The organism is Thermostichus sp. MS-CIW-15, assembly GCF_054060575.1.
In genome coordinates this window covers 1-21,965 of record NZ_JBSSDI010000013.1, presented here as the reverse complement: position 1 = coordinate 21,965, position 21,965 = coordinate 1, and the positions used below count along the sequence as shown (strand labels likewise).

Here is a 21,965-nt window from a genome sequence, read left to right as displayed (position 1 = left end):
TGTCTGTTCTTCAATATTCATTCAACCTTCTCTCGGAAGGCGAAAACCGCTCCCCCCTCCCACCTGCAGTCGGCTGGGATCCTTCTAGGGGTTGACCGCTCGGCATTTCCACCCTTGCGGGCTGCGCTCATACAGAGTCCGTCGCTGGGGATAGATCGCATCTCCCTTGAGCTGGAGGTGATCCACCTCCGTTGGATCCAACAGCAGTAGGACAAATGTCGGCGGTGGCAAAGATGCCTTTTCGGGGGGCAGCTCTTCAACAAAAGCCTCGGGTGGGGCAAGAGGGCCTTTAGGTTCCGGCCAGAACCAGAGCAGCCGTCCTTTTTCCGAGATTTGTTGCCACAACTGTTGTCGGTGCTGCTGCGCCCGAGGATCCGGGTGGTCGGCGGTGATGGCCTCGAGAGTGCCGGCAATGCGAAATTGCTCGCGAGTTTTACAGAAGTACCAGCAGATCTGGGCCAGTGGGCAGTGGGCGATCTGGCAGATCTTCTCGCTGCGGCTGTCCACCGCCAACTGAATGCGGTCGGTATCCCCCAAAAATCCCCGGAAGACCACCGTGCGGTTGCGCGGGTGCCCCCAAGGATCCACCGTAGCCAACTGCAAATAGCGCACACCCGCGTCGCTGCGGTTGCGGTGCAAGGCCGCCTGCAGCAACGTCCGCCAAGAGGGATCCCCAGCCGGGTTATCCTTCAACTCGTTCATAGGGGTGCGCAGGTGCCAGCCGAGACTTTAGCCGGGAGGGGGAGGAGCTTCCGATTGCGGATCCCTGGCCTGTCCTAGTGAGGATTCCGGCCGAACGGAATGGGAATCCAGACCAGTTGGGTGAAGGGAATGAAAGGGATGCTCCAGACAGCCCTCTGCCAGCCCCTCGAAGCGTTCCGGCACCGGCTGTTTCACCGGCAATTTCTGGAGCACCAGAGCGAGATACTCGCTGTACCATGGGGAGCGAGCTTCTCGCACCTTGTGCCACACCGAGCGCGACATCAACAGCGTCCGCTCCACGTCCCGGGCTCCCAGCTTGAGCAAAAATTCCTCCCGTTCCGGCTGGTAATCGGTGGAGGCCAAAGCCAAAGCCTGCGGCGGATAGGCTTGGGTGAGCCGGGCCATCTTGGCCATGAGCTCAGGATAGAGCCAGGTGTAGGCGGGGTGAACCGTAAGCTTGGCCACATGCGGCTGCTGCCCGGTACGGTCCAACTTCAGGTTGAAATAGCCGATAGCGGTTTTCCGCTCCGGCTCATAGACACACATCTCCACCCGTTCCGTTTGGCTGATGACGCATTTGGCCTGATCTAGGAGCCAATCCAGCGGGCTGGTGCGAAAATCGCTCACGTCGCGGTCGTATACCTGGCGCACGGTGGCCGGCATGGATCCCGTATCCAGTTGGTAAATGGCGTAGGCATCCCGGTTGGTCACCGGCACCAGGTTGGGCAGCATGGGCTCGTGCTGGCTGAGGGCGGCCAGAATCTCGGGCCGGATCGACCAGTAGGTAATCTGGGCCAGCGGTTGGAAGCCGTTGTGGCGGTAGAGGGCCATCGCCCCCTTGTTGTGGATGTTCACCTCCAAGATCCAGGTGCGGGCCTCGCGAAAGTGCTCCATGCAGTGTCTGAGCAACTTAGAGCCGATTCCCTGCCGCCGGGCGGAGGGCACCACAGCAATGTGATCCACCCGCCAGGTGCTGCGGGAATGATTAAAGGGAGAAACTTGAATGACCCCCTGGATTTTGCCCTCCAGCTCCGCCACATGCACCGTAAACATGTGCTGAAAACGGTTGGGAAACAGGCTCAAAGTTTTCAGGGGGCCATACCACTGGCGCAGCCGCCGCACCTGGCGACGAATGTCCACCGAGCGGCCGCTGTACTCTTCATCAAAAGCTTGAGCCAAAATCTCCTCCACCGCCTCCAGATCACCCAGTTGAGCCGGGCGGAGAATCAGTTCGGGAGCCTCCTTAGGAGCTTTGGAATCCGGGTTGGGCTTTTCCGCAGGGTTGTCCATGCCAAAGTGTGGGCGGGAGAATACTCAAAGCATAGCTCAGGATCCCCCACTTCTTCTATCTAAGGGGGGCGTTGCTGCCACAAATGAGATTATCGGGCTTTCCGTTGGCCTTTGGCCAATCAGGCCCCCGCATCCAGCAACGCCAGGTTGCGGAAGGTAAAGCGCTTTTCCACAGGGCCGGTTTCCGTCTCTGTTTGAATGCGCCGCTCCGAGAGGATATAGTACTTGCCCACTTTGGTGTAGAGATCTTCAAATTGGCTGCGCCCACCCTTCTGCTCGCCAGTCTTGGCGTCGTGATAGACGGAGTCGTAGCGGTGGGAGAGGTAGCCTTCGCCCGTGTCGTGGCTGCTGAAGGTGTGAATAGTAACCACCATACCGTGAATATGCCGATGCACCATGGTAACTTGGTTGTCGCGCACGTGGTAGCGATCCCCTTCGGCTTTGCCGCCCACCAGGATCTCCACGGTGCCATCGGGTAGGATCTGGCCATAGCGAAAAGTGTTGTTCCCGTGGGTCTCGGCGAAGCTGCGGCGCACCCGGTGAACGGCAATCTCCCAAAGTTGATTGTGAATGGCTTTCCGGGCTTCCTCATCCTCCACGCCCGTAACCGTCGCTTTTAGGTCTGCCCCCACTCGCACCTGGCCCACAAAAGTGCGCTCCCCATCCCAGTAGGTGACCTCGGCGCTGTAGCCCGGAAAGTCGGGATCCCAGGTGTAGCGATTTTCGTAGGCGGCCCGAAACAACTCTTCGGCAGAAACTTGGGTCGCGGTCATCGAGTGTCTCCTGTCTTACTGGCAAGCGCTTCTCATGACCATCCATCATACTGCCCCTTGCTGCCAGGCTATCCCCCTAGCCGCCCGCGGCAGGAACCTGCGTTTGTTGACATACTCTCTACGCCCAGGGCCTGCTTCCCCACAGCGATCAGCCAGGGGTTTTCGCGCCACAAAGAGCTGACATAGCTAATTGCCCATCCGCCGCTGTTAGGATAGAGGCATAGCCACTGGAGCTTCTCTTCCTTCGTCACCCTAAGTTTTGGCCCGCAAGTTTAGTTGCTGCTTTGATCCCCGGAGTATTCTCTGGAAAGAGCCTTTCTATTTTTGGTGGGTGAGGAGGAAGATTGAGAGATTTTTTTGACAATCGCGTCGGCAGGACGGAATCCCTAGCGCCTAACCTGTCGCCGGCCCAGACCAGAGTGGCAGCCCCGCCGGAGATGATGGGGCCAGTGCTGAAAATTGTCGGCAAGCAGACCTTGAGCGGCCACATTCCCATCGGCGGCGCGAAAAACTCAGCTTTGGCGCTCATGGCGGGATCCCTTTTGGCTCCTGCAGCTTGCCGAATTCACAACGTGCCGCGCCTGCTGGACATTGAACGCATGGGGCAGATCCTGACCAGCCTGGGGGTTAAGGTGTCCCATGTGGGCAATACCCTTGACCTGGACGCCAGCTCCCTCAAAACTTCCCAGGCGCCCTACGAGTTGGTCAGCCAGTTGCGGGCCAGCTTCTTCATCATCGGGCCGCTGCTGGCGCGGCTGGGAGTGGCCAGAGTTCCTCTGCCCGGCGGCTGTGCCATCGGCTCGCGTCCGGTGGATCTGCATGTGCGGGGCCTGCAAGCGTTGGGGGCAACGGTTCAAATCGAGCACGGCGTGGTTCATGCCTATGCCCGCAAGCTGGTGGGAACCCGCATCTACCTTGACTATCCCAGCGTCGGCGCCACCGAGACGCTGATGATGGCCGCTACGCTGGCCGAAGGGGAAACGGTGATTGAAAATGCTGCCCAAGAGCCGGAGGTGGCCGACTTGGCCCGTTTTTGTCAGGCGATGGGAGCCCGCATCCGTGGCGTGGGCACCAATACGGTTGTGGTGGTAGGGGTGCCGCGCCTGCACGGCACCGAGTACACGGTCATTCCCGACCGCATCGAGGCCAGCACCTACCTCATTGCCGGGGCCATCACCCGCTCCGAACTCACGGTTGGCCCTGTTATCCCGGATCACCTGCGAGCGGTGATTGCCAAGCTGCGCGACATGGGGCTGCGGGTGGAGGAAGAAGGCCCCAACCGGCTGCGCATTGCCCCGGCTCAACTCAGTTCGGGCTGGCTTTGCCAGGCAACCGATATCCAAACCTTGCCCTATCCAGGTTTTCCCACCGATGTGCAGGCGCCGATCATGGCCTTGGCTGCCCTGAGCGAGGGCAGTTGCACCATCGAGGAGACGGTGTTTGAAAACCGCATGCACCACATTCCCGAGCTCAACCGCATGGGGGCGGATATTCGTCTCAAGAACCGGGTGGCCATTGTCCGGGGGGTGCCGTCGCTGTCGGGAGCGCCGGTGGTGGCCACGGACTTGCGGGCGGGGGCAGCTCTGGTGTTGGCTGGCCTGGCGGCTGAGGGCTGCTCTACTATCCACGGGCTCCACTACATCGACCGCGGCTACGAAGCTATCGATGAAAAGCTGCGCAGCGTTGGGGCCAAGGTGTATCGCTGTAACAACCCGGCAGGGATCCCGGCCACCCCTCAGCCTGAACAAGCTGATGGAAAGGGGATCCCATTGCAGAATTGGCCCACTTGAGCCTACGCCGTTGGGGGGATCCGCCGGCCCCCTCCCCCTTGTTTTCTTGAGGGAAAAAGGATGCGGTAGGCTAGGAGCCGACAGCCCAAATTCAGGGAGAAGGGGTTGGGGATCGAGAGCCATGTCCCAAGTGTACGACTGTGTCATCGTCGGCGCTGGCCCTGCCGGCGGCTCGGCCGCCTATCACCTGGCCAAGCGGGGGCGCTCGGTGCTGGTCTTGGAGAAGGATCCTTTGCCCCGCTACAAACCCTGTGGCGGCGGCGTTTCTCCCATGGTGGCGGCCTGGTTTGACTTCGATTTCAATCCCGCCATTTCGCTGAAGATCCGGCAAATTCGCTACACCTGGCGGGGCGGGGATCCGGTCGTGGCCGACCTGGATCTGAAAGAGCCGGTATGGATGGTGCGGCGGGAGGTCTTCGACCATTACTTGATCCAGCAGGCGCAAAAGCAGGGGGCAGCACTCCAGACGGAATGTCCCGTCTCCGGCATTGAGTGGCAGAGCGACCGCTGGCAAGTGATGACAGCCACCGGCCCGGTCTGGGGTCGGTATGTGATCGGGGCCGATGGGGCCAAAGGCTCGATGGCCAAGTGGCTCGGCTTTCAAAACCGGCAGCGCCGCCTGGCTGCCGCCCTGGAAGCAGAAGTGCCCGTCTCAGAGCCAAAAACCGCAGCCGCCCATTTCGACTTTGGCGCCGTGAGCAACGGCTACATTTGGAACTTCCCCAAAGCCGATGGCTACTCCATCGGGGCAGGCACCTTTCGGGGTGGCGAAAAACAAAACTTGCGGGAAATCGCCGCCGAGTATGCCCAAAGCTTTGGTGTGGACTTGAAATCGGTCAGGCAGTTTGGCCATCCCATCTGTCTTTGGGAGGGGGATCAACCCCTGCACAGCCAAAATGCCCTCCTGGTGGGAGATGCTGCCTGTGTCGTCGATCCGTTTACCGCCGAAGGGATCCGCCCCTCCCTCCTCACTGGCATGCTGGCAGCGCAGGCCATCGACCAAGCCCTGGCGGGAGATACCGAAGCCCTGGCGAACTACTCCGCCCGCGTGCAGCAGGAGTGGGGCTCAGAGATGCGTTGGGCCAAGCGGATCGCGGCGCTGTTCTACCGCTTTCCGGGCGTCGGCTACAGGGTAGGCGTCAAGCGACCGGGAGCCACTCGGCGCATGGGCCAGATCTTGGCCGGTGAGCTGCGCTACAGCGATGTGGCCAGCTCGGCCATTCGCCAGTTGAGCGCTGGCCTGTTGGCCTAGGCCGGCCGCTGGGAGAGGGGGGCGGGATCGTCGAAGCGCCTGCTGATCAGCAGGCAGTTGCGGCCATCTGCCTGGCGAGTATAGCTCAGGTGGGTGGAGAGAGCCTTCATCAGCCGAATACCCCGTCCCCCCTCGGATTCGACCTCGGCGTCGGGGGGCCTGCTGGCTGCTCGGTTCTGGAAGAATTCCTCCAAGTTGAACTCCTGCCCTTGATCCCAGATGCGCAGCTCCAGCTCCTGGGGCATCAGAACCAGCTCGATATCGATGGGTGTACTGGGAGACAAAGTGCGGTGGGCATGGCGAACGGCGTTGGTAAAGCCCTCCGCCAAGGCCAACTGGCATTCCAACCAGATGGGGCCCGGAATGCCGGCGTCGCGGAAAGACTCAAACCACGTCAAAACTTGGCTGAGAGCATCCAGGGTTGTGTCTACTCTCAGCGCAAAGGTCTGCTTTTCCCCCGACGGGATCCCTGCCGCGTTCAAAATCGAACCCCAAAGCTCAGACTGTTGCCTGGGCCCTCGCCCCCACCAGGGATCGGACCAGTTGATTCTAGACTAAGGCGCTGTTCAAGCCTGCCAACCCCCAACTTTGGGGGGGGCCACTAGGGGGCGATGATGAGATCCACGCGGCGGTTTCGCTGTCTCCCTTCCTCCGTATCGTTGTCGGCCACCGGCAGGGTGGGGCCAAAGCCAGAGGTTGTCCAGCTGATGGGGTGGTCTTCCGGCAACAGGTTAGCTAAGTAGTCTTTCACAGCGTTGGCGCGGCGCAGGGAAAGGACGAGGTTATAGTTCAAGGAACCGATGTTGTCGGTGTGGCCGTTGACTTGAACGCGGGCGCCGGGCATTTCCCGCAAAGATTTGGCCACTTCTGCTAACAGGGAGGCCGCCTCAGGCCGAATCTCGGCCTTGTCGAAGTCGAAGAGCAGATCGCCCGGCAGGCTAATGGTTCGGGTTCCCACCTGAAAAGAGGTAGGGGTCGGCGTTGCGGTGGGGGCAGGGACGCTTGCTCCCTCCGGGGCGATCTCGGCAGTGGTGGCCGATTCTCGCCTCGGCTCAGGGGCCGCTGCTGGGGAAGACAGCCGTTGCAGCCGCGACTCCAGTTCTTCAACGCGGATCAAAAGCTGGATGGCCTGCTGGCGGAGTTCTCGAATCTCCCTTTCCAGATCCGTGGAGCCGCCGTGATTTGGATTCCCCTTTGGTGAATCTGCATCTGGGCTCACCGCTGGGAGACTGGCCTGGGGTGGAGACAGGGTGGGCAGGAGCGGCGGCGTGTTGGCCTGCGGCTGGGGAACTGGCAGCGGTTGGGTCTGAAGCGGCTGCGGGAGCACCATTCCCGCCCAGATGCCGCTGCCGACCAGGAGGATCCCACTCGAGAGATTGAGAAAGACCGTTGCACGTTCCGATGGGCGGGGCATCGCAGGCAAACCTCTGGCTAGATGGGCGCAGGCGAGGAGCGAAAACCGGGCTCAACTCAACGCCTAGAGTCGATCCTATCCGGCGACCGCAGCTTGCCAAGGGGATTAGGGGCTGCTCAGGCTACCCCTTCCCGCCATCCTCGGCAAAAGCCTAGTCGAAGCTGAGACGGCCCCGATAGCGTCCTATGAGGATCAGGCCGTTGACGGGATCCGCACAATCGACCACAAAAGACGGGAAGCGAGGGTTGTCGCTGATAACTTTTACTCGGGATCCTGACAGGCGTTGCAGCCGTTTGACCCACAGCTCGCCATCCCTCTGAAAGACGTAGATGCCCTCACCCCCCAGCTCTTTTTGCCGTTCGACAAAGATCCAGTCGCCATCTTCCAAGGTGGGAGACATGCTGTCCCCTTGCACCCGAATCAAACTGAGCCCATCCGGGTTCCCCTTCAGATGGGCCCGTAGCCAGTTACGCTCAAAAGCTAGCACCGACTCGATGGACTCTTCCCGCACCAGCGCCCCCGCCCCTGCCGAGGCGACCACATCCACCAGAGGCACGTATACATACTCCGTTTTGGCGTCGCCAGCCTCCAGCCGCGGGGATCCCTCCCCCGTAATCAGCCAACTGAGACTCACCCCCCCCACCTGGGCAATTTTCACGGCCTTGTCGATGCCGGGCACGGATCCCTTGAGGTAACTGCGCAAGGCTGTATCGCTAATGCCGGCCCGCCGCCCAAACGCATAAATGGCCTCATCGCCGATCACCTGTCGCAAACGGTCGGCAAAGGAGGAATCAGAGGAGGTGGACATCGGCTTAACGCTACGGGTTGTGTACAACTAAATTTCTACCACTACCTGTTGACAAGTCAACCCTCGTGAGGGGCAGGGGCTTATGCTGGGTTGGAGGGAAGAGGGCAGGGTTTCCAGTAGTAGGATCTGAGAGACTTCACCTGCTCTGGCTTGCTCCCTATGACCGTCTCAGACTGGAAACGCTGGCTGGATCATTTTCTCATTGCCCTGGTCTTTCTGGTGTTTGCCGGGTTTGTCTGGTTTGTCTTCTCGGTAACGGGAGCTTTCATCGGGATCCCGCTGGGCTACAAACTTTGGCTGCGGCTGTGGTTGCCTTTGTTCCAGCCGGCACTGGGGATCCTGATGGCTGGAGCCCTGCTGAGTGGGGTGTGGGGTTGGCTGGAGAAACGCCACTCCCGCAATCGAGACCATCAGCAGAACTAAAGATCGGGCAGCGCCGGGAGGCGGCAGACTGGCTCTATACTGAAAACGTATCTAAATGTTGAGCACCTGAGGCGGTCTGGCGTCGTGTTTGTCTTATCCGGCTACGAGTATTTGCTGGTCTTTCTGATCGTCTGCGCTCTGCTGCCGGTCTTGGCTCTGGGAGCTTCTGCGCTCTTGGCCCCAAAGCGGCGGGGATCCCTGCGCCGCAGCACCTATGAGTCGGGGATGGAGCCGTTTGGCCAGGCCTGGATCCAGTTCAACATCCGCTACTACATGTTCGCCCTGGTCTTCGTGATCTTCGACGTGGAGACCGTGTTCCTCTATCCCTGGGCGGTGGCCTTTCATCGCTTGGGACTGCTGGCCTTTGTGGAGGCCCTGATTTTCATCGCCATCCTTGTGGTGGGCCTTGTGTACGCTTGGAGAAAAGGAGCGCTGGAATGGTCATGACCTCTCAGGAGCCGGAAGTCTTGTTTCCGGCGTCTGCCCCGCAAGTTACCACAGACCTCTCGAACAACGTCGTTCTCACCACGGTTAACGACCTGTACAACTGGGCGAAGATGTCCAGCCTCTGGCCGCTCCTCTACGGCACTGCCTGCTGCTTCATCGAGTTTGCAGCCATGCTGGGCTCCCGCTTCGATTTCGACCGCTTTGGCCTGTTGCCCCGTTCTTCGCCGCGCACGGCTGATTTGATCATCACGGCGGGCACGGTCACTATGAAAATGGCCCCAGCGTTGGTCAAGCTCTACCAACAAATGGCTGAGCCGAAGTACGTGATCGCCATGGGGGCCTGTACCATTAGCGGCGGCATGTTCAGCTCCGATTCCTACACGGCGGTGCGAGGGGTGGACAAGCTGATCCCTGTGGACGTGTACATTCCCGGCTGCCCGCCGCGTCCGGAGGCGATCATGGATGCTATTGTCAAGCTGCGCAAGAAGATCGCCGCCGAAGACATGCGGGAGCGGGGCCGCCTGCAACAAACCCACCGCTACTACACGGTCAAGCACAACCTCAAGCCGGTGCCGGAGATCATCACCGGCAAGTATCTGGAGAGCGAGACCCGCCAAGCTCCTCCACCGGAACTGGCGGCGGCTATTGGCCTGCCGGTGCCTCCGGCCTTGCAGACTGCCGACTTCAAGCAGGCGGAACAGCAGCTCAAAGCTTTGCGGGGAGGGATGTGAGATGACAGAGGACAAAGCCCAGCAAAAGCCGTCCTCGACAGCCGAGCCGACAGAGCCGTTGGCGACGCTGGAACGGGGGCCGGTTTCCCAGTTCCTTGCCGATAACGGCTTTGACCATCAGTACCTGGGCAGAGATGCCGCCGGGGTGGAGCTGCTGGAGGTGGAGCGGGATTTTCTCTTGCCTGTGTGTACTGCCCTCTATGCCTACGGCTTCAATTACCTGGAGTGCCAGTGCGGCTACGACCTGGGGGCAGGGCAACCCCTGGTCAGCCTCTATCACCTGATCAAACTGGCGGACGGGGCAGATCGGCCGCAGGAGGTGCGGGTTCAGGTGAAGCTGCCCCGCCAAGATCCGCGGGTGCCCTCGGTGTACTGGATCTGGAAGTCGGCGGACTGGCAGGAGCGGGAGACCTATGACATGTACGGCATCATCTTTGAGGGACACCCCAACTTGAAGCGGATCTTGATGCCGGAAGACTGGATTGGGTGGCCGCTGCGCAAGGACTATATCACGCCTGACTTCTATGAGTTGCAGGACGCTTACTAGGGGGGATCCCTTAACCGGCTGAGCAGCGTTCGCAGGACGTGAGAGAAATGTGGCCTTTTTTGCTCTTGGCAATCTACGCAGGGGGAGTTTGGTACTCAGCCCGCAAGGCGGATCGCATCTACTCAGGCTCTGGAAAGTGGGCGGTGTCGGCCCTCTGGCCACTGCTGCTCTTGACCAACCGCCAGTTTCGCCAAAATTGGCGTCGTCCCTTGAACAAGTGAGTCTATCCCCATTGGTAAGCCCTTCTAGGCAAGACTTAGGCTTGGGCAATCCGGATTTGCCCTTGTCGCCCTCGCAGGCCGACCGGAGGTTGCCAGAGCTGATCGGCAGCCGCATTCGCGCCCGAGGACCCGTGACCTTTGCCCAGTTCATGGAGTGGGCCCTCTACGAGCCAGGTCTGGGTTACTACGAGCGGGAGCATCTCCCCCTCGGCTGGGACTATCGCACCTCCCCTCACTTGGCGGCGGATTTTGCCCAACTGTTGGCTGAGCAGATCTTCCAGTTCTGGCACATTTTGGGATCCCCTCCCCATTTTGCGGTGATTGAGATGGGGGCGGGCAGCGGGCGCCTGGCCGAAGATTGGCTGGCCTATGTGTGCTCCAATTGGCCCGACTTCTGGCAAGCCCTGGAGTACGGGATCCTCGAGCGCTCTGCTTTTTTGCGGCGGCTACAGCAGGAGCGCTTGGCCGGCTATGGCGAGAAGGTGCGCTGGCTAGAGTGGGACGAGATCCCAGATGGTTCGGTAACCGGCTGTTTTTTTTCCAACGAGCTGGTGGACGCCTTCCCAGTCCATCGGGTGCAGGTGCAGGCGGGGGCCTTGCGAGAAATCTACGTGGATTGGGCGGAGGGGGAGGGCTTCCGAGAAGTGTTAGGGGATCTCTCTACGCCCGCGCTGGAAGCGTACTTTGCCCGCCTGGGGATCCCGATTGCCACCTATCCCTCCGGCTACCAAACGGAGGTCAACCTCAAGGCCCTAGAGTGGCTCCAGCTTCTGGCCCGCAAGCTGCGGCGGGGCTACGTGCTCACCCTTGACTACGGCCACACCGCCCAGCGCTACTACAGCCCCCAGCGCTTCCAGGGCACGCTCCTGGCCTACCGCCAACACGGCACCTACGCGGATCCCTATGTCTGGGTGGGATCCCAAGATCTCACTGCCCACGTGGACTTTACCACCTTGCAGCAGGTGGGGGAGTCTCTGGGGCTCAAGTGCCTGGGCTTCACCCAGCAGAGCTGCTTTTTGGTGAACCTGGGATTGGCGGAAAGGCTGGCCGCCCTCGGCCAAGTTGGCGACGAGGGGGGGGATCTGGGCCAGGTGTTGCAACGGCGACATGCCCTTCACGCTCTGCTGGATCCGCTGGGGTTGGGGAGCTTTGGGGTGTTGCTGCAGGCCAAGGGCTTGAGCGAGGCGGAAGCGGCCCAGCCGCTGCAGGGCTTTGTCGAGCCGGAGCTACACTTATGAACCTCACCTTTTGGGTGGGCCTATCGGCTGCTGCTCTGACCACTGCCAGTTTCTTCCCGCAAGCCTGGAAAACTTGGCATAGCCAAAAGGCGGACGATTTTTCTTGGAGCTACCTGCTGCTGTTTGGGGCAGGGATCCTGATGTGGGATCTGTACGGCCTGTTGCGCCAAGATGCGGTCATCCTGCTTGCCAACACGGTAACCCTGGCGCTGGTGGGAGTGATTATCCTAACCAAACTGAGAACCTCGGCTCGCTAGGGGGAGAGGAGAGTTGCTCTGCATCTGGCCTGGGTTTTAGGCCTTGCTTGCCTAGAACTCCTCCTGACTAAGGGATCCAGGCCAGTGCGCTGCTGCTCAGCGGCAGGCGGCGACGGCTGTTGGGGATCGGCAGCCCATCTTGCAAGTCCACCAGCCACACTTGCCCGCTGCGGATCGCTTGCCCAGTGCGGCTAAAGGGGGCCCAGGGATCCGGGATCTCCTCTTGCAAGGGCTCCAAAAGCGTGTAGGCCAACAGGCGGCCGTCAGGGGAAAGGCTGAAGTCCAGCTCAAAGGGATAGTCGGCCCGCCCCACCTCTACGGTCTTGCCCGCCGGGGCCGCGACGCCGCTGCCGAACACCACTGCCAGCAAGCGGGGGGACTCGGTGTAGGCCAGAGATGCCAACGCGCCCTCACCAACAAACTCGGCCTCGCTGACCAAGCCGTAAAAGACGGGTGCCCTCGGCGAAAAAGCTCCTTTGGTTACGGATCCCTCGGTAACCCAAATCTCCTCGCTGGTGCCGGTATTGCTGACGATAAAGAGGCTGCGGGTGTAGTCGGGATTGAAGCGCAGCAAAGCCCCGAAAGCCCCATCGGGACGGATGGCCAAGGTTTGGCCGAACTGGGCCAAAAAGCTCTCCGCTGCCGCCCGCGGCTGCAAGGGCACAATCCCCACCCCCTGCCCCTGGGAGATGAGCAGGCTGCTCTCATCAGGGCTGATGAAAAAGTCTCCCCCCAAAGCCGTATCCAGATCCAGCCGCTCAAAGGGATCCCGGCTCCTTTTCTGGATCCCCAGTTCCGTCTGGACGGGAGCCAGGGGATCCCGTTGCAGGGGGATCCGCTCCGCTACCACCAGCTCCCCCGTCGGCGAGACCTGGAAGCGCAGGTTTTGGTAGCCCTGGTGGTCCAGCAGCAACCGGGAAGACAGATCCTCCAGATCCAGGCGGTAGAGATCCTGCTGCTGGATGGTGCTGGCGGTGGCAAAGTAGTAGACGAAGCGGCCATCGGCGCTGGGCTGCATCTGGGTAACCTTCAGCCCCGCCGGCGTCAGCAAAGTGGTGGATCCCGTCTCCAGGTTAAAGAGCAACAGCCGCCCCCGTTGGTCTGCTTCCGTGCCGATCCCCAACAACTGCCGATCCGGCGTGCGAAACTCGCCCTCAAAAGGCCGCGCCATGGGCTGGCCCCGCTCATCCACGGCTGCCTGCAGGCGCACCCGGTAGGTCTGGCCGTAGGGGGCCGGCTCTGTCAGCGTCCAAAAAAAGCGGCGGCCCAGCTTGCGCATCCGGCCCGGCAGAGGCGGCTGGATCTCCAGGTTGGCCGCAACGCTGTCCGCATCCATAGGGCGGTTGAAGGTCAGCACCATCTGCAGTTCCTGGGATCCCACCCGCTGCTGTTGCCAGTTAAAGTCCCGCACATAGGGGGCCGTGTGGTTGCCCAGCAAAAATAAGATCACCCCAACCGCCAAGTTGCAGAGGGTGATCCCGGCCACCCAGCGATCCAGGGGCTGGGTCAGCCCTCGCTGCAGAGCTGCATAGAAGCGACGTGCCGGCCAGGCAGACATCCGAGTCGTACAGTTTTCGACCTCTCAAACCAGATTAAGACACTTCCCAGGCACTCCGCGCCACTGCCCTCACCCCCAACCCCTCTCCCAGAGGGAGAGGGGAGTTGGGATTGGTCGGGAACGGGAAAACGGCTCTACTGCAGCATGACGAATAGAAAGTCTTCCAACGCCGTCAGGAAGGTCAGCACCTCGTCAGTTGCCTGTTCTTCCGTCAGGGATCCCAACTCGACGACCCGCTGAATCAGCTTTGCCACCGGAGTTGGCCCCTGCAGCAGCGGGGCCAGCCATTTCACCTTCTCGGCAGGGATGCGGATCCGCCCGTGGGTGGCCCCTGTCCACTGCATTTCGTAGGTGCAGTTCTCTTGCAGGGCCTTGTTGTACTCCTGGTGGAAGCGAGCGTTGTCCATCAGCAGGGGGTTGAATTGCACGGATCCCGCCAACCAATCTGCATCCGTCCAAGGTAGCACCAGGGAAGAGCCGGCGTGCTCGGCCCAAAAGTCGATGAGGCGATGGGCAGGCCGGATCAGCTCGTAGAGGTGCAGCCGCTCCATGACGCTGAGGGTTTCCAGCCGTTGCTGCACAAACTCCGGCACTTGCTTAAAGAGAGACTCCAGCGACCAGTCGGGCATATCCACCAGGCTTAAAAAGCCCAACCCCGCCTGCTGCAACATGCCAAACACCTCGGGGATCGTGAATCCCTTGTCGTTGGAGAGCAGATAGTTGTTCATGATGGCGGCATCTTCGGTATAGCTGGCCGGGTTCCACAGCACCGCCTTGGCCACCTCTTCCTGCAGGGATCCCATGAACTCCCGCACATGTTGCGCCCCCACCGCCGGCGGGACGTCGAATTGCCCCACCTTTTGCAAAGCTGCCTGCAGGCGGAGAAACACCTGGCGTTGGCGGCGGCTGTGGAGATTGGCGCGAATGATGCCCTCGGGCTTGAGGACTTTTTTCATCGCCCGCAAGCCCTCAGTGGGATCCGCCAACAAATACAAAACATCGTTCAGGCTGATGAAATCGAACTGGATCCCCAGGCGATCCAGCTCCAGCACGTTGAGGACGTAGCACTGGACATCGGTGAAGCCGTGGTGCCGCAGGCGTTCCTCGGTGAGCTTGACCGAAGCCGGCGACAGATCACAGGCCACGATCTGGGCGCCCGGATTGGCCTCCGCCATCATCAGCGTCTCCCAGCCGGAGCCACAGCCGGCGTTGAGCATCACCTTGCCCTCGGACGGGACGAGGGCGTGGGTGCGTAGGTACTGGGCGGTGGTATAGCTCATCTTGAACATCTCCCCCAGGGCATTGCGGGCCGACTGCGAGAGGGGCACGTTGGGGTAGGGCAGAGCCTCGTAGAGGCTGAGGGCCCGGTCTGCAGCCGAGAGGGCGGATCTGGTCATACGCAGAGGAAAAGCTCAACAGAGAGCGAGAGAGCGGTCGATGCAAAGGCAGGATGAATTTATGATTGAGTGTAGCCGTTGAGGGATCCGCTCAGAACTGGCTATGACTGCTGCTGCTTTGCCCCGTCGCCGCTCCCGTTTCTCCCTGGCAGGCACCCTGGCCGCCGTGGGCGGGGCGCTGCTGTGCGGGATCCTGGTGGTGCGGCTGCAGGTGCCGATGCTGGAGCGGATCAACCTAGAGGCCCTGGAAAATGCCGAGGCCCGCAAAAACCGCAACATCGCCCTGGCCACCACCCTGGGCTGGCTGGGCTACCGCAACCTGGGCGCCTCCTGGCTGTGGCTGGAGCTGATCCAGTACTACGGCGACGCCCCTGCTCGTGCCCAAACCGGCTACGGCCTCGCCTACGAGTACTTCGACCACATGCTGCGACTGGATCCCAACTTTTTCTTGGGCTACCGGCTGTCTAGCTTGGTGTTGGCCTATCGGGCCGGCCAGCCGGAAAAAGCTGTCGAGATTTTGGATCGCGGCCTGCAGCAGTTTAACCCCCAAAACAATCCCGACGCCTGGCGGCTCTACGTGGATCGCGCCTTGATCAACTTCATGTTTTTGGGGGATGCGGAAGCGGGCCGCCGCGACTACTACCAAGCTGCCGCCTGGCGGGAACAGGTGGGCCTGCCCGGCGACGACTTTCGCCAACTGGGGGACAACATCGCCCGCAGCCCCCTCAGCCGCCGTTCCCGCTTCGATGTCTGGCTGAGCGTGTTCAATGCCACCAGCGACCGGGATACCCGCCAGTTTGTTCTGGAACAACTGACCCAATTGGGGACGGTGCTGCGGACGCTGCCCACCGGCGAGATCGAGATTCTCCCACCTCCTCTGCCCGATTTTCCCGAGGAAGAGCCCTACCGCTTGCGCCTGTAATTCCAATCCCCTAACTGGGCAAAGATTGCGCTCTAGGGCTGTGACGTTGCCCCAAGAGGTGAGCTAAACTCTAACCCAAATTGTCATCCTGGAAGCCGTCTTCTTCACAGGACCGATCCCTGCGTCAGAGAATCTGCTCTCTCTGGCGCAAGCGAAGTGTTGCTCCCGCTGCCTCTCCTCGAAGAAGGGGCGGCTATCGTTCTTGCTTCCGGTTCGTGAAGACGCTCCAGGCTTTCGGTAAGTTCCCGCAGCTTCCCCATTTCTTATTATTTCTTAACTTTTGTTGTTCTGCACAATAGGAGTGATCCCCATGGCCTCAAGAACTTCTCTCCTGATGATGGCGGCTGTCCTTTCGGGCAGTTGGTTTGTCCTCCCTGCAGCGGCCCAATCTTCTGGGACAGCGCGAGTACGGTCGGTGGTGGATGGGGACACCTTTTGGGCAGACTTGAACGGCAGGCCAACCCGTTTTCGTCTTGCCTATGTGGATGCCCCAGAGCTGACGCAAGGGCGCTGGGGGCGGCTCTCGCAGGAAGCTTTGCAAAGCCTGCTGCCGCCGGGATCCCTGGTGCAGGTGGATACTCTCTACGTCACGCCAGAAGGGCTGCACATTGCCCAGGTGTACAACGCCGAGGGTTTGGTGAATTTGGAGATGTTGCGCCAGGGGCAGGCGGTGGTTTATGAGCGCTTTTTGTACGGGGCCAACCGGGAGCGCTACTTGGAAGCTCAAGAATTGGCCCAGGCGGCGCGACGAGGTTTTTGGCAGCAACGCAATCCGGTGATGCCCTGGGAGTTTCGGGAGACAGCCGCGCAAACCTCAGCCTTTGCGGGATCCAACGTTTTGGACGGCTCCTTCCTGCGGGAAAACCCGGCAGCGGCTGCGGGCGTGGGCATTGCCACCGCGGTGGTGATGGTGGGCTTGAGCAAGCTGCTGTGGAGAAAGCCCAGCCGGCAGAGGGTGAGCATCCGCCAGATGGAGCGGGATCTCAAACAACTGCAGCGCAGCCTGGCCACAACGCTGGCCAGCCGCAAGCAACTGGAACGGCAGTACGATCAACTGCTGCAAAAGGCCGAGGATTGGTTTGTCAGAGCCCAAAAGGCCAGCCAACATGACCAGGACGAGCTGGCGCGCCAGGCTTTGGTGCAGCGGAACCAACACATGAGTGCTGCAGAGGCGGTTCGCAAATCTTTGGATGAAGTTGAAGCGCAGGCGGCAACCCTCCGCGAAGGCATTTCTCGCCTGGAAAGCCAGATCGCGCTGGCCAAGCTGGAACGGGAGATGAACAACTAAGCCTGGGGCGGCGGCTTAAGATGGGGGAGCATCTACCTAGTGAGCCAACTGGCAATGGCGATGAAGGCAAGAGTATCCCCTCTTTTAGCTGCCCTGCTGTTGGTGCTGCTTTGGCTTGGGATCCCCCTTGGATCTGAGTCAGCGAATGGGGCAGCGGCGGCGAGTGCCAAGATCGATCCTGAGATTGACCGGCTGTTTGAGGAAGCCTTTGCTGCCACCAACCGGGGAGATTTTGCCCGGGCAGAGGCCTTTTGGAGCCAATTGTTGCAGCGCCAGCCCGACAACCCGGCCCTGTGGAGCAACCGAGGCAACGCCCGCGTCAGCCAGAACCGCTTGCAGGAGGCTTTGGAGGACTATGCTGAGGCCATTCGCCTGGCTCCCAACGCACCAGATCCCTATCTAAATCGGGGGACGGCTTTGGAGGGGCTAGGGCGCTGGCAGGAGGCCATTGCCGATTACGAGCGGGTGTTGCAGTTGGATCCCAACGATGCGGCAGCCTACAACAACCGGGGCAATGCCGAGGCAGCGCTGGGAGAGTGGCAGCAGGCCCTGGCCGATTACCGTCGCGCCACGGAGCTGGCTCCTGACTACGCCTTTGCCCAGGCCAACTACGCCCTCTGCCTTTATCAGGTGGGAGAAACGGAAGCTGCCTTGCGCCTGATGCGGGCTTTGGTGCGCAAGTACCCGAAGTTCCCGGATATGCGGGCTGCCCTCAGCGCTGTTCTTTGGGTGCAAGGCCGGCAGGGAGAAGCAGAAAGCCAATGGGTGGCTGTGCAAGGGCTGGATCCCCGCTATGCCGACCTGGAGTGGGTGAAAACCGTCCGTCGTTGGCCACCGGCGATGGTGGCAGCCCTGGAGCGCTTCCTTTCTCTGCGTTGAAGAGCTGTCAGCAGACTCCCCTGCAACTCTGGATCGCAGCAATTCTTAATCTCATCTCAATTGAGAGGAGACATCGATCCTAGAAAGGAAAAGCCCCCACGACTCCCTCAAAAGAGGAAACGGGGCGGGCGCAGTGCCTCAGTCTAAATCGAAATAACAACATTGCCATCTTTGAGTTATGGTTTCGGACTTGGCTCTGCGCATTGGCGAAGCGGTTGCTAGGAATCCCCGCAGCCAGAGGCTCAGGTTGCAGCCTGTCTGGGGGGGCGGGGATTGCCTAAATTGGGATCAGGACAACTGAGGATCCCGGCAGCCAGCTCAACCCAAGCCCAAGAGAACGCGAAGGGATCCCGACGGTTTCGATAGACTGTGAGAGGGACAGTGTAAAAAATTGCTTCCTCGAGCTTCCTCCCGCTCTGCTGTGTTTCAGTTCTATCGCGGCGTGTGGTACTGACGTGAGTGCAATGGCCTTTTTCTCTCGCTATTCTTTCCTCTCTCCTGGTTGGAGGAGGGCACTACGAGCTCAGGGGAGCTGGGCAGGGCTGTTGCTCATGGCTCTACAGCTTGGGCAGCCCGCCGTGGCTCAGACAGAGACCCAAGTTTGGAGTGGCACTGGCCAGATCTTGAGCGGTCAGGGGCAAGGGGCCACGGTGCAACTGGTTCTGGAAACCGGTGGCGGACGCATTTGGACGCAGTCGGGGCCGGCGTTGGATGCGCCCTTTTCCGGCGGGCAGATTTCGGTTACCAGCGGCGACGGCACCTGGCAGATCCAACCGCAAGGGGATCAGTTGCTGGTGACCTTTTACCGCGGCGAGCAGATCATCCGCTGGCAACTGCGCCCCGTCGGCGAGGTTCCAGCCTCTTCTCCTCCTGTGCCATCCAGCTCCTTGATCGGCGATACCGCCCAACCGCTGGCTCTGCCTGTGCAAGAGCTGGTCGTTCCCATCCAGAATTTGCCTAACAATCGCTGAGGGATCCCGCGGGCAGGTCTCCCGGTTCAGACATAAGTAAACTACCCGGCTCCGACCGCCCCCCTTCCAGCCCCCTGCCCCTGCCCCCCACTCCCCCCGTATACGGGGGGCAGGGGGGCGGGGGGATTGAGGGGGGCTGGTTTACAGCAGCCCCCAAAAGCGCAATTACATTTGCCCCGTTGTAGTCTGCGTCCCCTTCCCAACCACAAGCCGGGTTGACACAACGGAAGCGCTTCCTTTCCCGTTGCCCAATCCACAGGCACTGGTGGCAGGTCTGTGAGCTGTAGGCAGGCGGCACCAACACAACCCGGATCCCTGCTCTTGCTGCCTTGTACTGCACAAACTGCCGCAACTGGTAGAACGCCCAACTATTCGACCGCCGGCGCTCCGTCTTGCTACGCGGCTGTTGGTTGACACGCTCCCGGATCCCGGTCAGGTCTTCCAAGGCAATAAAGCTGTGGGTTGCCTGCACCCTCGACACAATCGCTTTGGAGATGCAGTGATTAACCCAGGTTTGGAAGCGTCTCTCCCGGCCAGACAACCGTTGCAAGAGCTGCCGGCACCGCCGCCGACTAGACCTTGTGCCCTTACTGGCCTTGCGTTGGAGAACCGCTCTCAACCGGGAGTAGTGGTCTCTGACCCGGCTCAACTGCTGTCCACTCCAGTTATCCCCCTCTGAGGTGTGTGCAATATCTGTTCTGCCCAAGTCCACTCCAATCGCCTTGGGGGTGTTCTGGGGCTCCGGCAGGTCATGCTCGACGCAAATCTGGATGTAGTAGGAACCGTCCTGCCGTTTGACCAGGGTGGCCGCTTTTGGGTGGGTGCCGGCCAGCATGCCCCGTTGGTAGTTACCCATGGCCAGCTCAAACCGTTCCTGCCCCTCAACCGTAGTTAGCGATACCGTCCAGTCTTTTTCACGGAACGAGAAGATGCGGGCATCGTAGGTGACGAAGCCCGCCTTGAACGCCTTGACTGGACGGTTCTTTTGCTTGGCAACCTTGCGCGACCCCGCCACCCGCCTGCATACCTGCCCCGCCAGATTACTGGATAACCCAAAGCGAGCGCGTATCTCGTAATAGCAAAGGGAATGGAGTTTGACTGCGTTAACGACTTTCTCTGGTGTGCTTTGGTTGACCCAGTTCAGTGCCTGCGCAAAGGCGTCCAGAGTCGCATCCAACTTGGCGGCCTGCGCCTCAGACACCTTGAGCTTGCAGGAGATAGTCAGGGTTTGGGTCATACTGTTACTGTACCTTATGGGAACGCATTCCTCCCAGCCCTGACCGGCCCGGCCCCCGGCCCCCCACTCCCCCCGTATACGGAGGGGATATAGGGGGGTACAGGGCGGGTCTCCTGCGGTTTCTAGATGAAGGGATTAGGGGTGCTCCTGCTTTGCCTGTTGCCAGAGGGCCTCTAACTCCGCGAGGGTGAGTCTTTGGAGAGGGGAGGCTTGGCCGCTGCTAGGCAATGCCGCTTCTGCTGGTTGCCGCGCCAGCTCTTCCAGGCGCAAAAAGCGGCGGGCAAAGCGCAGGTTGGTTTGGGTCAAGGCCTGTGCGGCATCCAGCCCATACCAACGGCCCAAATTGACCAGAGCAAACAGCAGATCCCCCAACTCGGCTTCTTGTCGCGCCGGGTCAGGGGGATCCCGTTCCAGCTCTCGGCGCAGTTCGGCCTCTTCCTCGCGCACCTTGGCCCAGATCCCCTCCACCGTCGGCCACTCAAATCCTGCTCCCACCACCTTTTGGGAGATCTTCAGGGCGGCCATCAGGGGGGGCAAACTTTCGGCGTAGTGGAGCAGTTTCTGGCCGAGGGTTTGCTGCGGCTGTTCCTTCTGCTTGATGTCTTCCCAGGAGCGGTGCAACTCAGAAAGGCTGGAACTATCTGACTGCGGAGCCTCCCCAAATACATGGGGGTGACGGCGGATCAGCTTATCGGCAATCCGCGCGGCTACAGTTTCCAGGTCGAAGTGGTTTCGCTCGGCAAAGATCTGGGATTGCAACACCACCTGCAGCAACAGATCCCCCAGCTCTTCGGCAATCGCTGCCGGATCCCCGGCCCGAATGGCCGCCACCGTCTCGTAGGCTTCTTCGAGGATATAGGGAGTGAGCGACTCAGGCGTTTGGGCGCGATCCCAAGGACAGCCGTCGGGGGCGCGCAACTGAGCCACAATTGCCGCCAAGCGGCTGAGGTGCTGTGCAGACGCAGAGCGCTCCAGATAAAGATGGGCAAAAGAGCCTGTGGCCTGCGGATCCCAGCTTTGCAGCGTCAGGGGGCCGCCCACTATCTGCAAGTCTTCTGTGAGCAAGGTCAACGCTTGGACAGGGGCGCAGACCTGCTGTAAAAAACGACGCAGCTCCGCCGGATCCTTCTTCCCGCAACTTTTCAGCAGCAGGGATCCCTGCCCAGCCGCAGACCAGCGGGCCAGATGCTGTTGCCAATCGGGCTCAAGGCTATCCAGCGTTTGGAGCATGGTCGTAGGTGCGGCCCAAATCCAGAAGGCGCCTGAGCTGCTCGAGATCGATGAAACTCAGCTCCAAAAGGATCATCAGCAGCGGCCCCTGCTGGCGATGCTGCAGCTTTTTGGCCAAGCTCAGCTGCGAGCGGTCAATGATGCCCGCTTCCAACAGGTATTCTTCAAGGACAGGAGGGGGAATGGGATCTAGCATAGTCGTTTCACAGCGCTGAGAAGGACAAGTGGGAAAACTGAGAGGATGACAGACTAGTGTAATCATTCTTAACACTCTTACAGAGCTTCCGCAAAGATCTGGCCGGCAACTAAGCCAAGAGGCAGTAAGCCAGGTTTGCCGAGCGCAGCTCCGCCAAGCGATCCCTCCCGTTACCGGGACAGATGGGATCTCTGTATCCAAGAGCACAAAAAATGGATTCAGTGAGGTCAATGTATAATAGCAAGCTCGCTGCCGATTGACAGTGCCCTGATGAGCCGATTCTCTTTCCCCGACGAAAAGTACAGCCTTTTAATTTAAAATAGGGTACAGGTATTCAAGAGGAAGGAGAGAAAGGAATGCCGACTCATTCTTTGGATTTGCGGCAAAGAGTTGT

Annotated in this window: 24 protein-coding genes; 13 read left to right on the top strand and 11 right to left on the bottom strand. The window is 60.6% G+C overall.

All coding sequences use genetic code 11. The features are described from left to right. Positions 1-84 precede the first annotated feature (84 nt). The 3 genes from ACVW0R_RS06510 to ACVW0R_RS06500 all read right to left on the bottom strand — a co-directional run bounded on the left by ACVW0R_RS06510 (position 85) and on the right by ACVW0R_RS06500 (position 2,765). Entirely contained in the window at positions 85-702 is a 618-nt protein-coding gene (locus ACVW0R_RS06510) for an Npun_F5749 family FMN-dependent PPOX-type flavoprotein (protein ID WP_011430802.1), read from the bottom strand. Positions 703-729: 27 nt separating this feature from the next. After that, the gene (locus ACVW0R_RS06505) at positions 730-1,992 is read right to left on the bottom strand and encodes a GNAT family N-acetyltransferase (RefSeq protein ID WP_099813028.1); all 1,263 of its coding nucleotides are present in this window, start codon (positions 1,990-1,992) and stop codon (positions 730-732) included. A 119-nt stretch (positions 1,993-2,111) separates the two neighbouring features. Beyond that, positions 2,112-2,765 carry a DUF3386 domain-containing protein gene (locus tag ACVW0R_RS06500; RefSeq protein ID WP_011430804.1) on the bottom strand — a complete coding sequence of 218 codons (654 nt, stop codon included), beginning with the start codon at positions 2,763-2,765 and terminating at the stop codon, positions 2,112-2,114. Positions 2,766-3,109: 344 nt separating this feature from the next. Here ACVW0R_RS06500 and murA point away from each other — a divergent pair, with 344 nt between their 5' ends. Both murA and ACVW0R_RS06490 read left to right on the top strand, forming a co-directional pair. Beyond that, positions 3,110-4,555, top strand: a complete 1,446-nt coding sequence (gene murA, locus ACVW0R_RS06495; protein WP_099813027.1) for a UDP-N-acetylglucosamine 1-carboxyvinyltransferase — start codon at positions 3,110-3,112, stop codon at positions 4,553-4,555. Between the two features lie 121 nt (positions 4,556-4,676). Then, on the top strand, positions 4,677-5,807 hold the full coding sequence (locus ACVW0R_RS06490) for a geranylgeranyl reductase family protein (protein ID WP_457501823.1): 1,131 nt from the start codon (positions 4,677-4,679) through the stop codon (positions 5,805-5,807). Here the strand turns inward: ACVW0R_RS06490 and ACVW0R_RS06485 are convergent. The 3 genes from ACVW0R_RS06485 to ACVW0R_RS06475 all read right to left on the bottom strand — a co-directional run bounded on the left by ACVW0R_RS06485 (position 5,804) and on the right by ACVW0R_RS06475 (position 8,029). Beyond that, entirely contained in the window at positions 5,804-6,289 is a 486-nt protein-coding gene (locus tag ACVW0R_RS06485; protein WP_011430807.1) for an ATP-binding protein, read from the bottom strand. The genes ACVW0R_RS06490 and ACVW0R_RS06485 overlap by 4 nt on opposite strands. A 119-nt stretch (positions 6,290-6,408) precedes the next feature. Beyond that, positions 6,409-7,221 (bottom strand): OmpA family protein, encoded by an 813-nt coding sequence (locus tag ACVW0R_RS06480; RefSeq protein ID WP_457501822.1) that lies wholly within the window; start codon positions 7,219-7,221, stop codon positions 6,409-6,411. Positions 7,222-7,372: 151 nt separating this feature from the next. After that, positions 7,373-8,029, bottom strand: a complete 657-nt coding sequence (locus ACVW0R_RS06475; RefSeq protein ID WP_011430809.1) for an XRE family transcriptional regulator — start codon at positions 8,027-8,029, stop codon at positions 7,373-7,375. A gap of 159 nt (positions 8,030-8,188) precedes the next feature. Here ACVW0R_RS06475 and ACVW0R_RS06470 point away from each other — a divergent pair, with 159 nt between their 5' ends. The 7 genes from ACVW0R_RS06470 to ACVW0R_RS06440 all read left to right on the top strand — a co-directional run bounded on the left by ACVW0R_RS06470 (position 8,189) and on the right by ACVW0R_RS06440 (position 11,893). Next, positions 8,189-8,452, top strand: a complete 264-nt coding sequence (locus ACVW0R_RS06470) for a hypothetical protein (protein ID WP_041438440.1) — start codon at positions 8,189-8,191, stop codon at positions 8,450-8,452. Positions 8,453-8,536: 84 nt separating this feature from the next. Further along, positions 8,537-8,899 carry a photosynthetic/respiratory NAD(P)H-quinone oxidoreductase subunit C gene (gene ndhC / locus ACVW0R_RS06465; protein WP_011430811.1) on the top strand — a complete coding sequence of 121 codons (363 nt, stop codon included), beginning with the start codon at positions 8,537-8,539 and terminating at the stop codon, positions 8,897-8,899. Beyond that, positions 8,896-9,630, top strand: a complete 735-nt coding sequence (locus tag ACVW0R_RS06460) for an NADH dehydrogenase subunit K (RefSeq protein ID WP_011430812.1) — start codon at positions 8,896-8,898, stop codon at positions 9,628-9,630. Before ndhC ends, ACVW0R_RS06460 begins: the two co-directional genes overlap by 4 nt. 1 nt (position 9,631) lies before the next feature. Next, positions 9,632-10,177 carry an NAD(P)H-quinone oxidoreductase subunit J gene (locus ACVW0R_RS06455; RefSeq protein ID WP_011430813.1) on the top strand — a complete coding sequence of 182 codons (546 nt, stop codon included), beginning with the start codon at positions 9,632-9,634 and terminating at the stop codon, positions 10,175-10,177. A gap of 47 nt (positions 10,178-10,224) precedes the next feature. Beyond that, positions 10,225-10,398 carry a hypothetical protein gene (locus ACVW0R_RS06450; RefSeq protein ID WP_011430814.1) on the top strand — a complete coding sequence of 58 codons (174 nt, stop codon included), beginning with the start codon at positions 10,225-10,227 and terminating at the stop codon, positions 10,396-10,398. 11 nt (positions 10,399-10,409) lie between these two features. After that, positions 10,410-11,636 carry a class I SAM-dependent methyltransferase gene (locus ACVW0R_RS06445; protein ID WP_011430815.1) on the top strand — a complete coding sequence of 409 codons (1,227 nt, stop codon included), beginning with the start codon at positions 10,410-10,412 and terminating at the stop codon, positions 11,634-11,636. After that, positions 11,633-11,893, top strand: coding sequence for a SemiSWEET family sugar transporter (locus ACVW0R_RS06440; RefSeq protein WP_041438445.1), 261 nt, complete (start codon positions 11,633-11,635; stop codon positions 11,891-11,893). Before ACVW0R_RS06445 ends, ACVW0R_RS06440 begins: the two co-directional genes overlap by 4 nt. Before the next feature lie 67 nt (positions 11,894-11,960). Here the strand turns inward: ACVW0R_RS06440 and ACVW0R_RS06435 are convergent, their stop codons facing one another. Both ACVW0R_RS06435 and ACVW0R_RS06430 read right to left on the bottom strand, forming a co-directional pair. After that, positions 11,961-13,451: an Ig-like domain-containing protein gene (locus ACVW0R_RS06435; RefSeq protein WP_457501821.1), complete on the bottom strand. Its 1,491-nt coding sequence runs from the start codon at positions 13,449-13,451 to the stop codon at positions 11,961-11,963. A 134-nt stretch (positions 13,452-13,585) separates the two neighbouring features. Continuing rightward, positions 13,586-14,848, bottom strand: coding sequence for a class I SAM-dependent methyltransferase (locus tag ACVW0R_RS06430; protein ID WP_457501820.1), 1,263 nt, complete (start codon positions 14,846-14,848; stop codon positions 13,586-13,588). 103 nt (positions 14,849-14,951) lie between these two features. Here ACVW0R_RS06430 and ACVW0R_RS06425 point away from each other — a divergent pair, with 103 nt between their 5' ends. From ACVW0R_RS06425 to ACVW0R_RS06410, 4 genes are all read left to right on the top strand, one after another. Beyond that, the gene (locus ACVW0R_RS06425) at positions 14,952-15,770 is read left to right on the top strand and encodes a hypothetical protein (RefSeq protein WP_011430821.1); all 819 of its coding nucleotides are present in this window, start codon (positions 14,952-14,954) and stop codon (positions 15,768-15,770) included. 310 nt (positions 15,771-16,080) lie between these two features. Then, positions 16,081-17,058 carry a PspA/IM30 family protein gene (locus ACVW0R_RS06420; protein WP_011430822.1) on the top strand — a complete coding sequence of 326 codons (978 nt, stop codon included), beginning with the start codon at positions 16,081-16,083 and terminating at the stop codon, positions 17,056-17,058. Between the two features lie 60 nt (positions 17,059-17,118). Then, positions 17,119-17,937 carry a tetratricopeptide repeat protein gene (locus ACVW0R_RS06415; RefSeq protein ID WP_011430823.1) on the top strand — a complete coding sequence of 273 codons (819 nt, stop codon included), beginning with the start codon at positions 17,119-17,121 and terminating at the stop codon, positions 17,935-17,937. Between the two features lie 578 nt (positions 17,938-18,515). Next, positions 18,516-18,908, top strand: a complete 393-nt coding sequence (locus tag ACVW0R_RS06410; protein WP_143596971.1) for a hypothetical protein — start codon at positions 18,516-18,518, stop codon at positions 18,906-18,908. Here the strand turns inward: ACVW0R_RS06410 and ACVW0R_RS06405 are convergent. From ACVW0R_RS06405 to ACVW0R_RS06395, 3 genes are all read right to left on the bottom strand, one after another. Next, the gene (locus tag ACVW0R_RS06405; RefSeq protein WP_240527845.1) at positions 18,895-20,145 is read right to left on the bottom strand and encodes an RNA-guided endonuclease InsQ/TnpB family protein; all 1,251 of its coding nucleotides are present in this window, start codon (positions 20,143-20,145) and stop codon (positions 18,895-18,897) included. The two genes, ACVW0R_RS06410 and ACVW0R_RS06405, sit on opposite strands and share 14 nt — an antisense overlap. Before the next feature lie 135 nt (positions 20,146-20,280). Then, on the bottom strand, positions 20,281-21,375 hold the full coding sequence (gene mazG, locus ACVW0R_RS06400) for a nucleoside triphosphate pyrophosphohydrolase (RefSeq protein WP_099813021.1): 1,095 nt from the start codon (positions 21,373-21,375) through the stop codon (positions 20,281-20,283). After that, positions 21,356-21,571 (bottom strand): DUF2949 domain-containing protein, encoded by a 216-nt coding sequence (locus ACVW0R_RS06395; RefSeq protein ID WP_041438447.1) that lies wholly within the window; start codon positions 21,569-21,571, stop codon positions 21,356-21,358. The genes mazG and ACVW0R_RS06395 overlap by 20 nt, the downstream gene beginning before the upstream one ends. Positions 21,572-21,965: the final 394 nt, after the last annotated feature.

What these genes read in the sequence shown, in the direction of transcription:
- ACVW0R_RS06455 (WP_011430813.1), top strand. Translation starts at nt 9,632, where the DNA reads ATGACAGAGGACAAAGCCCAGCAAAAGCCGTCCTCGACAGCCGAGCCG.
- ACVW0R_RS06510 (WP_011430802.1), bottom strand. Translation starts at nt 702, where the DNA reads ATGAACGAGTTGAAGGATAACCCGGCTGGGGATCCCTCTTGGCGGACG.
- ACVW0R_RS06435 (WP_457501821.1), bottom strand. Translation starts at nt 13,451, where the DNA reads ATGTCTGCCTGGCCGGCACGTCGCTTCTATGCAGCTCTGCAGCGAGGG.
- ACVW0R_RS06460 (WP_011430812.1), top strand. Translation starts at nt 8,896, where the DNA reads ATGACCTCTCAGGAGCCGGAAGTCTTGTTTCCGGCGTCTGCCCCGCAA.
- ACVW0R_RS06415 (WP_011430823.1), top strand. Translation starts at nt 17,119, where the DNA reads ATGAAGGCAAGAGTATCCCCTCTTTTAGCTGCCCTGCTGTTGGTGCTG.
- mazG (WP_099813021.1), bottom strand. Translation starts at nt 21,375, where the DNA reads ATGCTCCAAACGCTGGATAGCCTTGAGCCCGATTGGCAACAGCATCTG.
- ACVW0R_RS06395 (WP_041438447.1), bottom strand. Translation starts at nt 21,571, where the DNA reads ATGCTAGATCCCATTCCCCCTCCTGTCCTTGAAGAATACCTGTTGGAA.
- ACVW0R_RS06440 (WP_041438445.1), top strand. Translation starts at nt 11,633, where the DNA reads ATGAACCTCACCTTTTGGGTGGGCCTATCGGCTGCTGCTCTGACCACT.
- ACVW0R_RS06470 (WP_041438440.1), top strand. Translation starts at nt 8,189, where the DNA reads ATGACCGTCTCAGACTGGAAACGCTGGCTGGATCATTTTCTCATTGCC.
- ACVW0R_RS06425 (WP_011430821.1), top strand. Translation starts at nt 14,952, where the DNA reads ATGACTGCTGCTGCTTTGCCCCGTCGCCGCTCCCGTTTCTCCCTGGCA.
- ACVW0R_RS06490 (WP_457501823.1), top strand. Translation starts at nt 4,677, where the DNA reads ATGTCCCAAGTGTACGACTGTGTCATCGTCGGCGCTGGCCCTGCCGGC.
- ACVW0R_RS06475 (WP_011430809.1), bottom strand. Translation starts at nt 8,029, where the DNA reads ATGTCCACCTCCTCTGATTCCTCCTTTGCCGACCGTTTGCGACAGGTG.
- ACVW0R_RS06500 (WP_011430804.1), bottom strand. Translation starts at nt 2,765, where the DNA reads ATGACCGCGACCCAAGTTTCTGCCGAAGAGTTGTTTCGGGCCGCCTAC.
- ACVW0R_RS06480 (WP_457501822.1), bottom strand. Translation starts at nt 7,221, where the DNA reads ATGCCCCGCCCATCGGAACGTGCAACGGTCTTTCTCAATCTCTCGAGT.
- ACVW0R_RS06505 (WP_099813028.1), bottom strand. Translation starts at nt 1,992, where the DNA reads ATGGACAACCCTGCGGAAAAGCCCAACCCGGATTCCAAAGCTCCTAAG.
- ACVW0R_RS06430 (WP_457501820.1), bottom strand. Translation starts at nt 14,848, where the DNA reads ATGACCAGATCCGCCCTCTCGGCTGCAGACCGGGCCCTCAGCCTCTAC.
- ACVW0R_RS06420 (WP_011430822.1), top strand. Translation starts at nt 16,081, where the DNA reads ATGGCCTCAAGAACTTCTCTCCTGATGATGGCGGCTGTCCTTTCGGGC.
- ACVW0R_RS06405 (WP_240527845.1), bottom strand. Translation starts at nt 20,145, where the DNA reads ATGACCCAAACCCTGACTATCTCCTGCAAGCTCAAGGTGTCTGAGGCG.
- ACVW0R_RS06450 (WP_011430814.1), top strand. Translation starts at nt 10,225, where the DNA reads ATGTGGCCTTTTTTGCTCTTGGCAATCTACGCAGGGGGAGTTTGGTAC.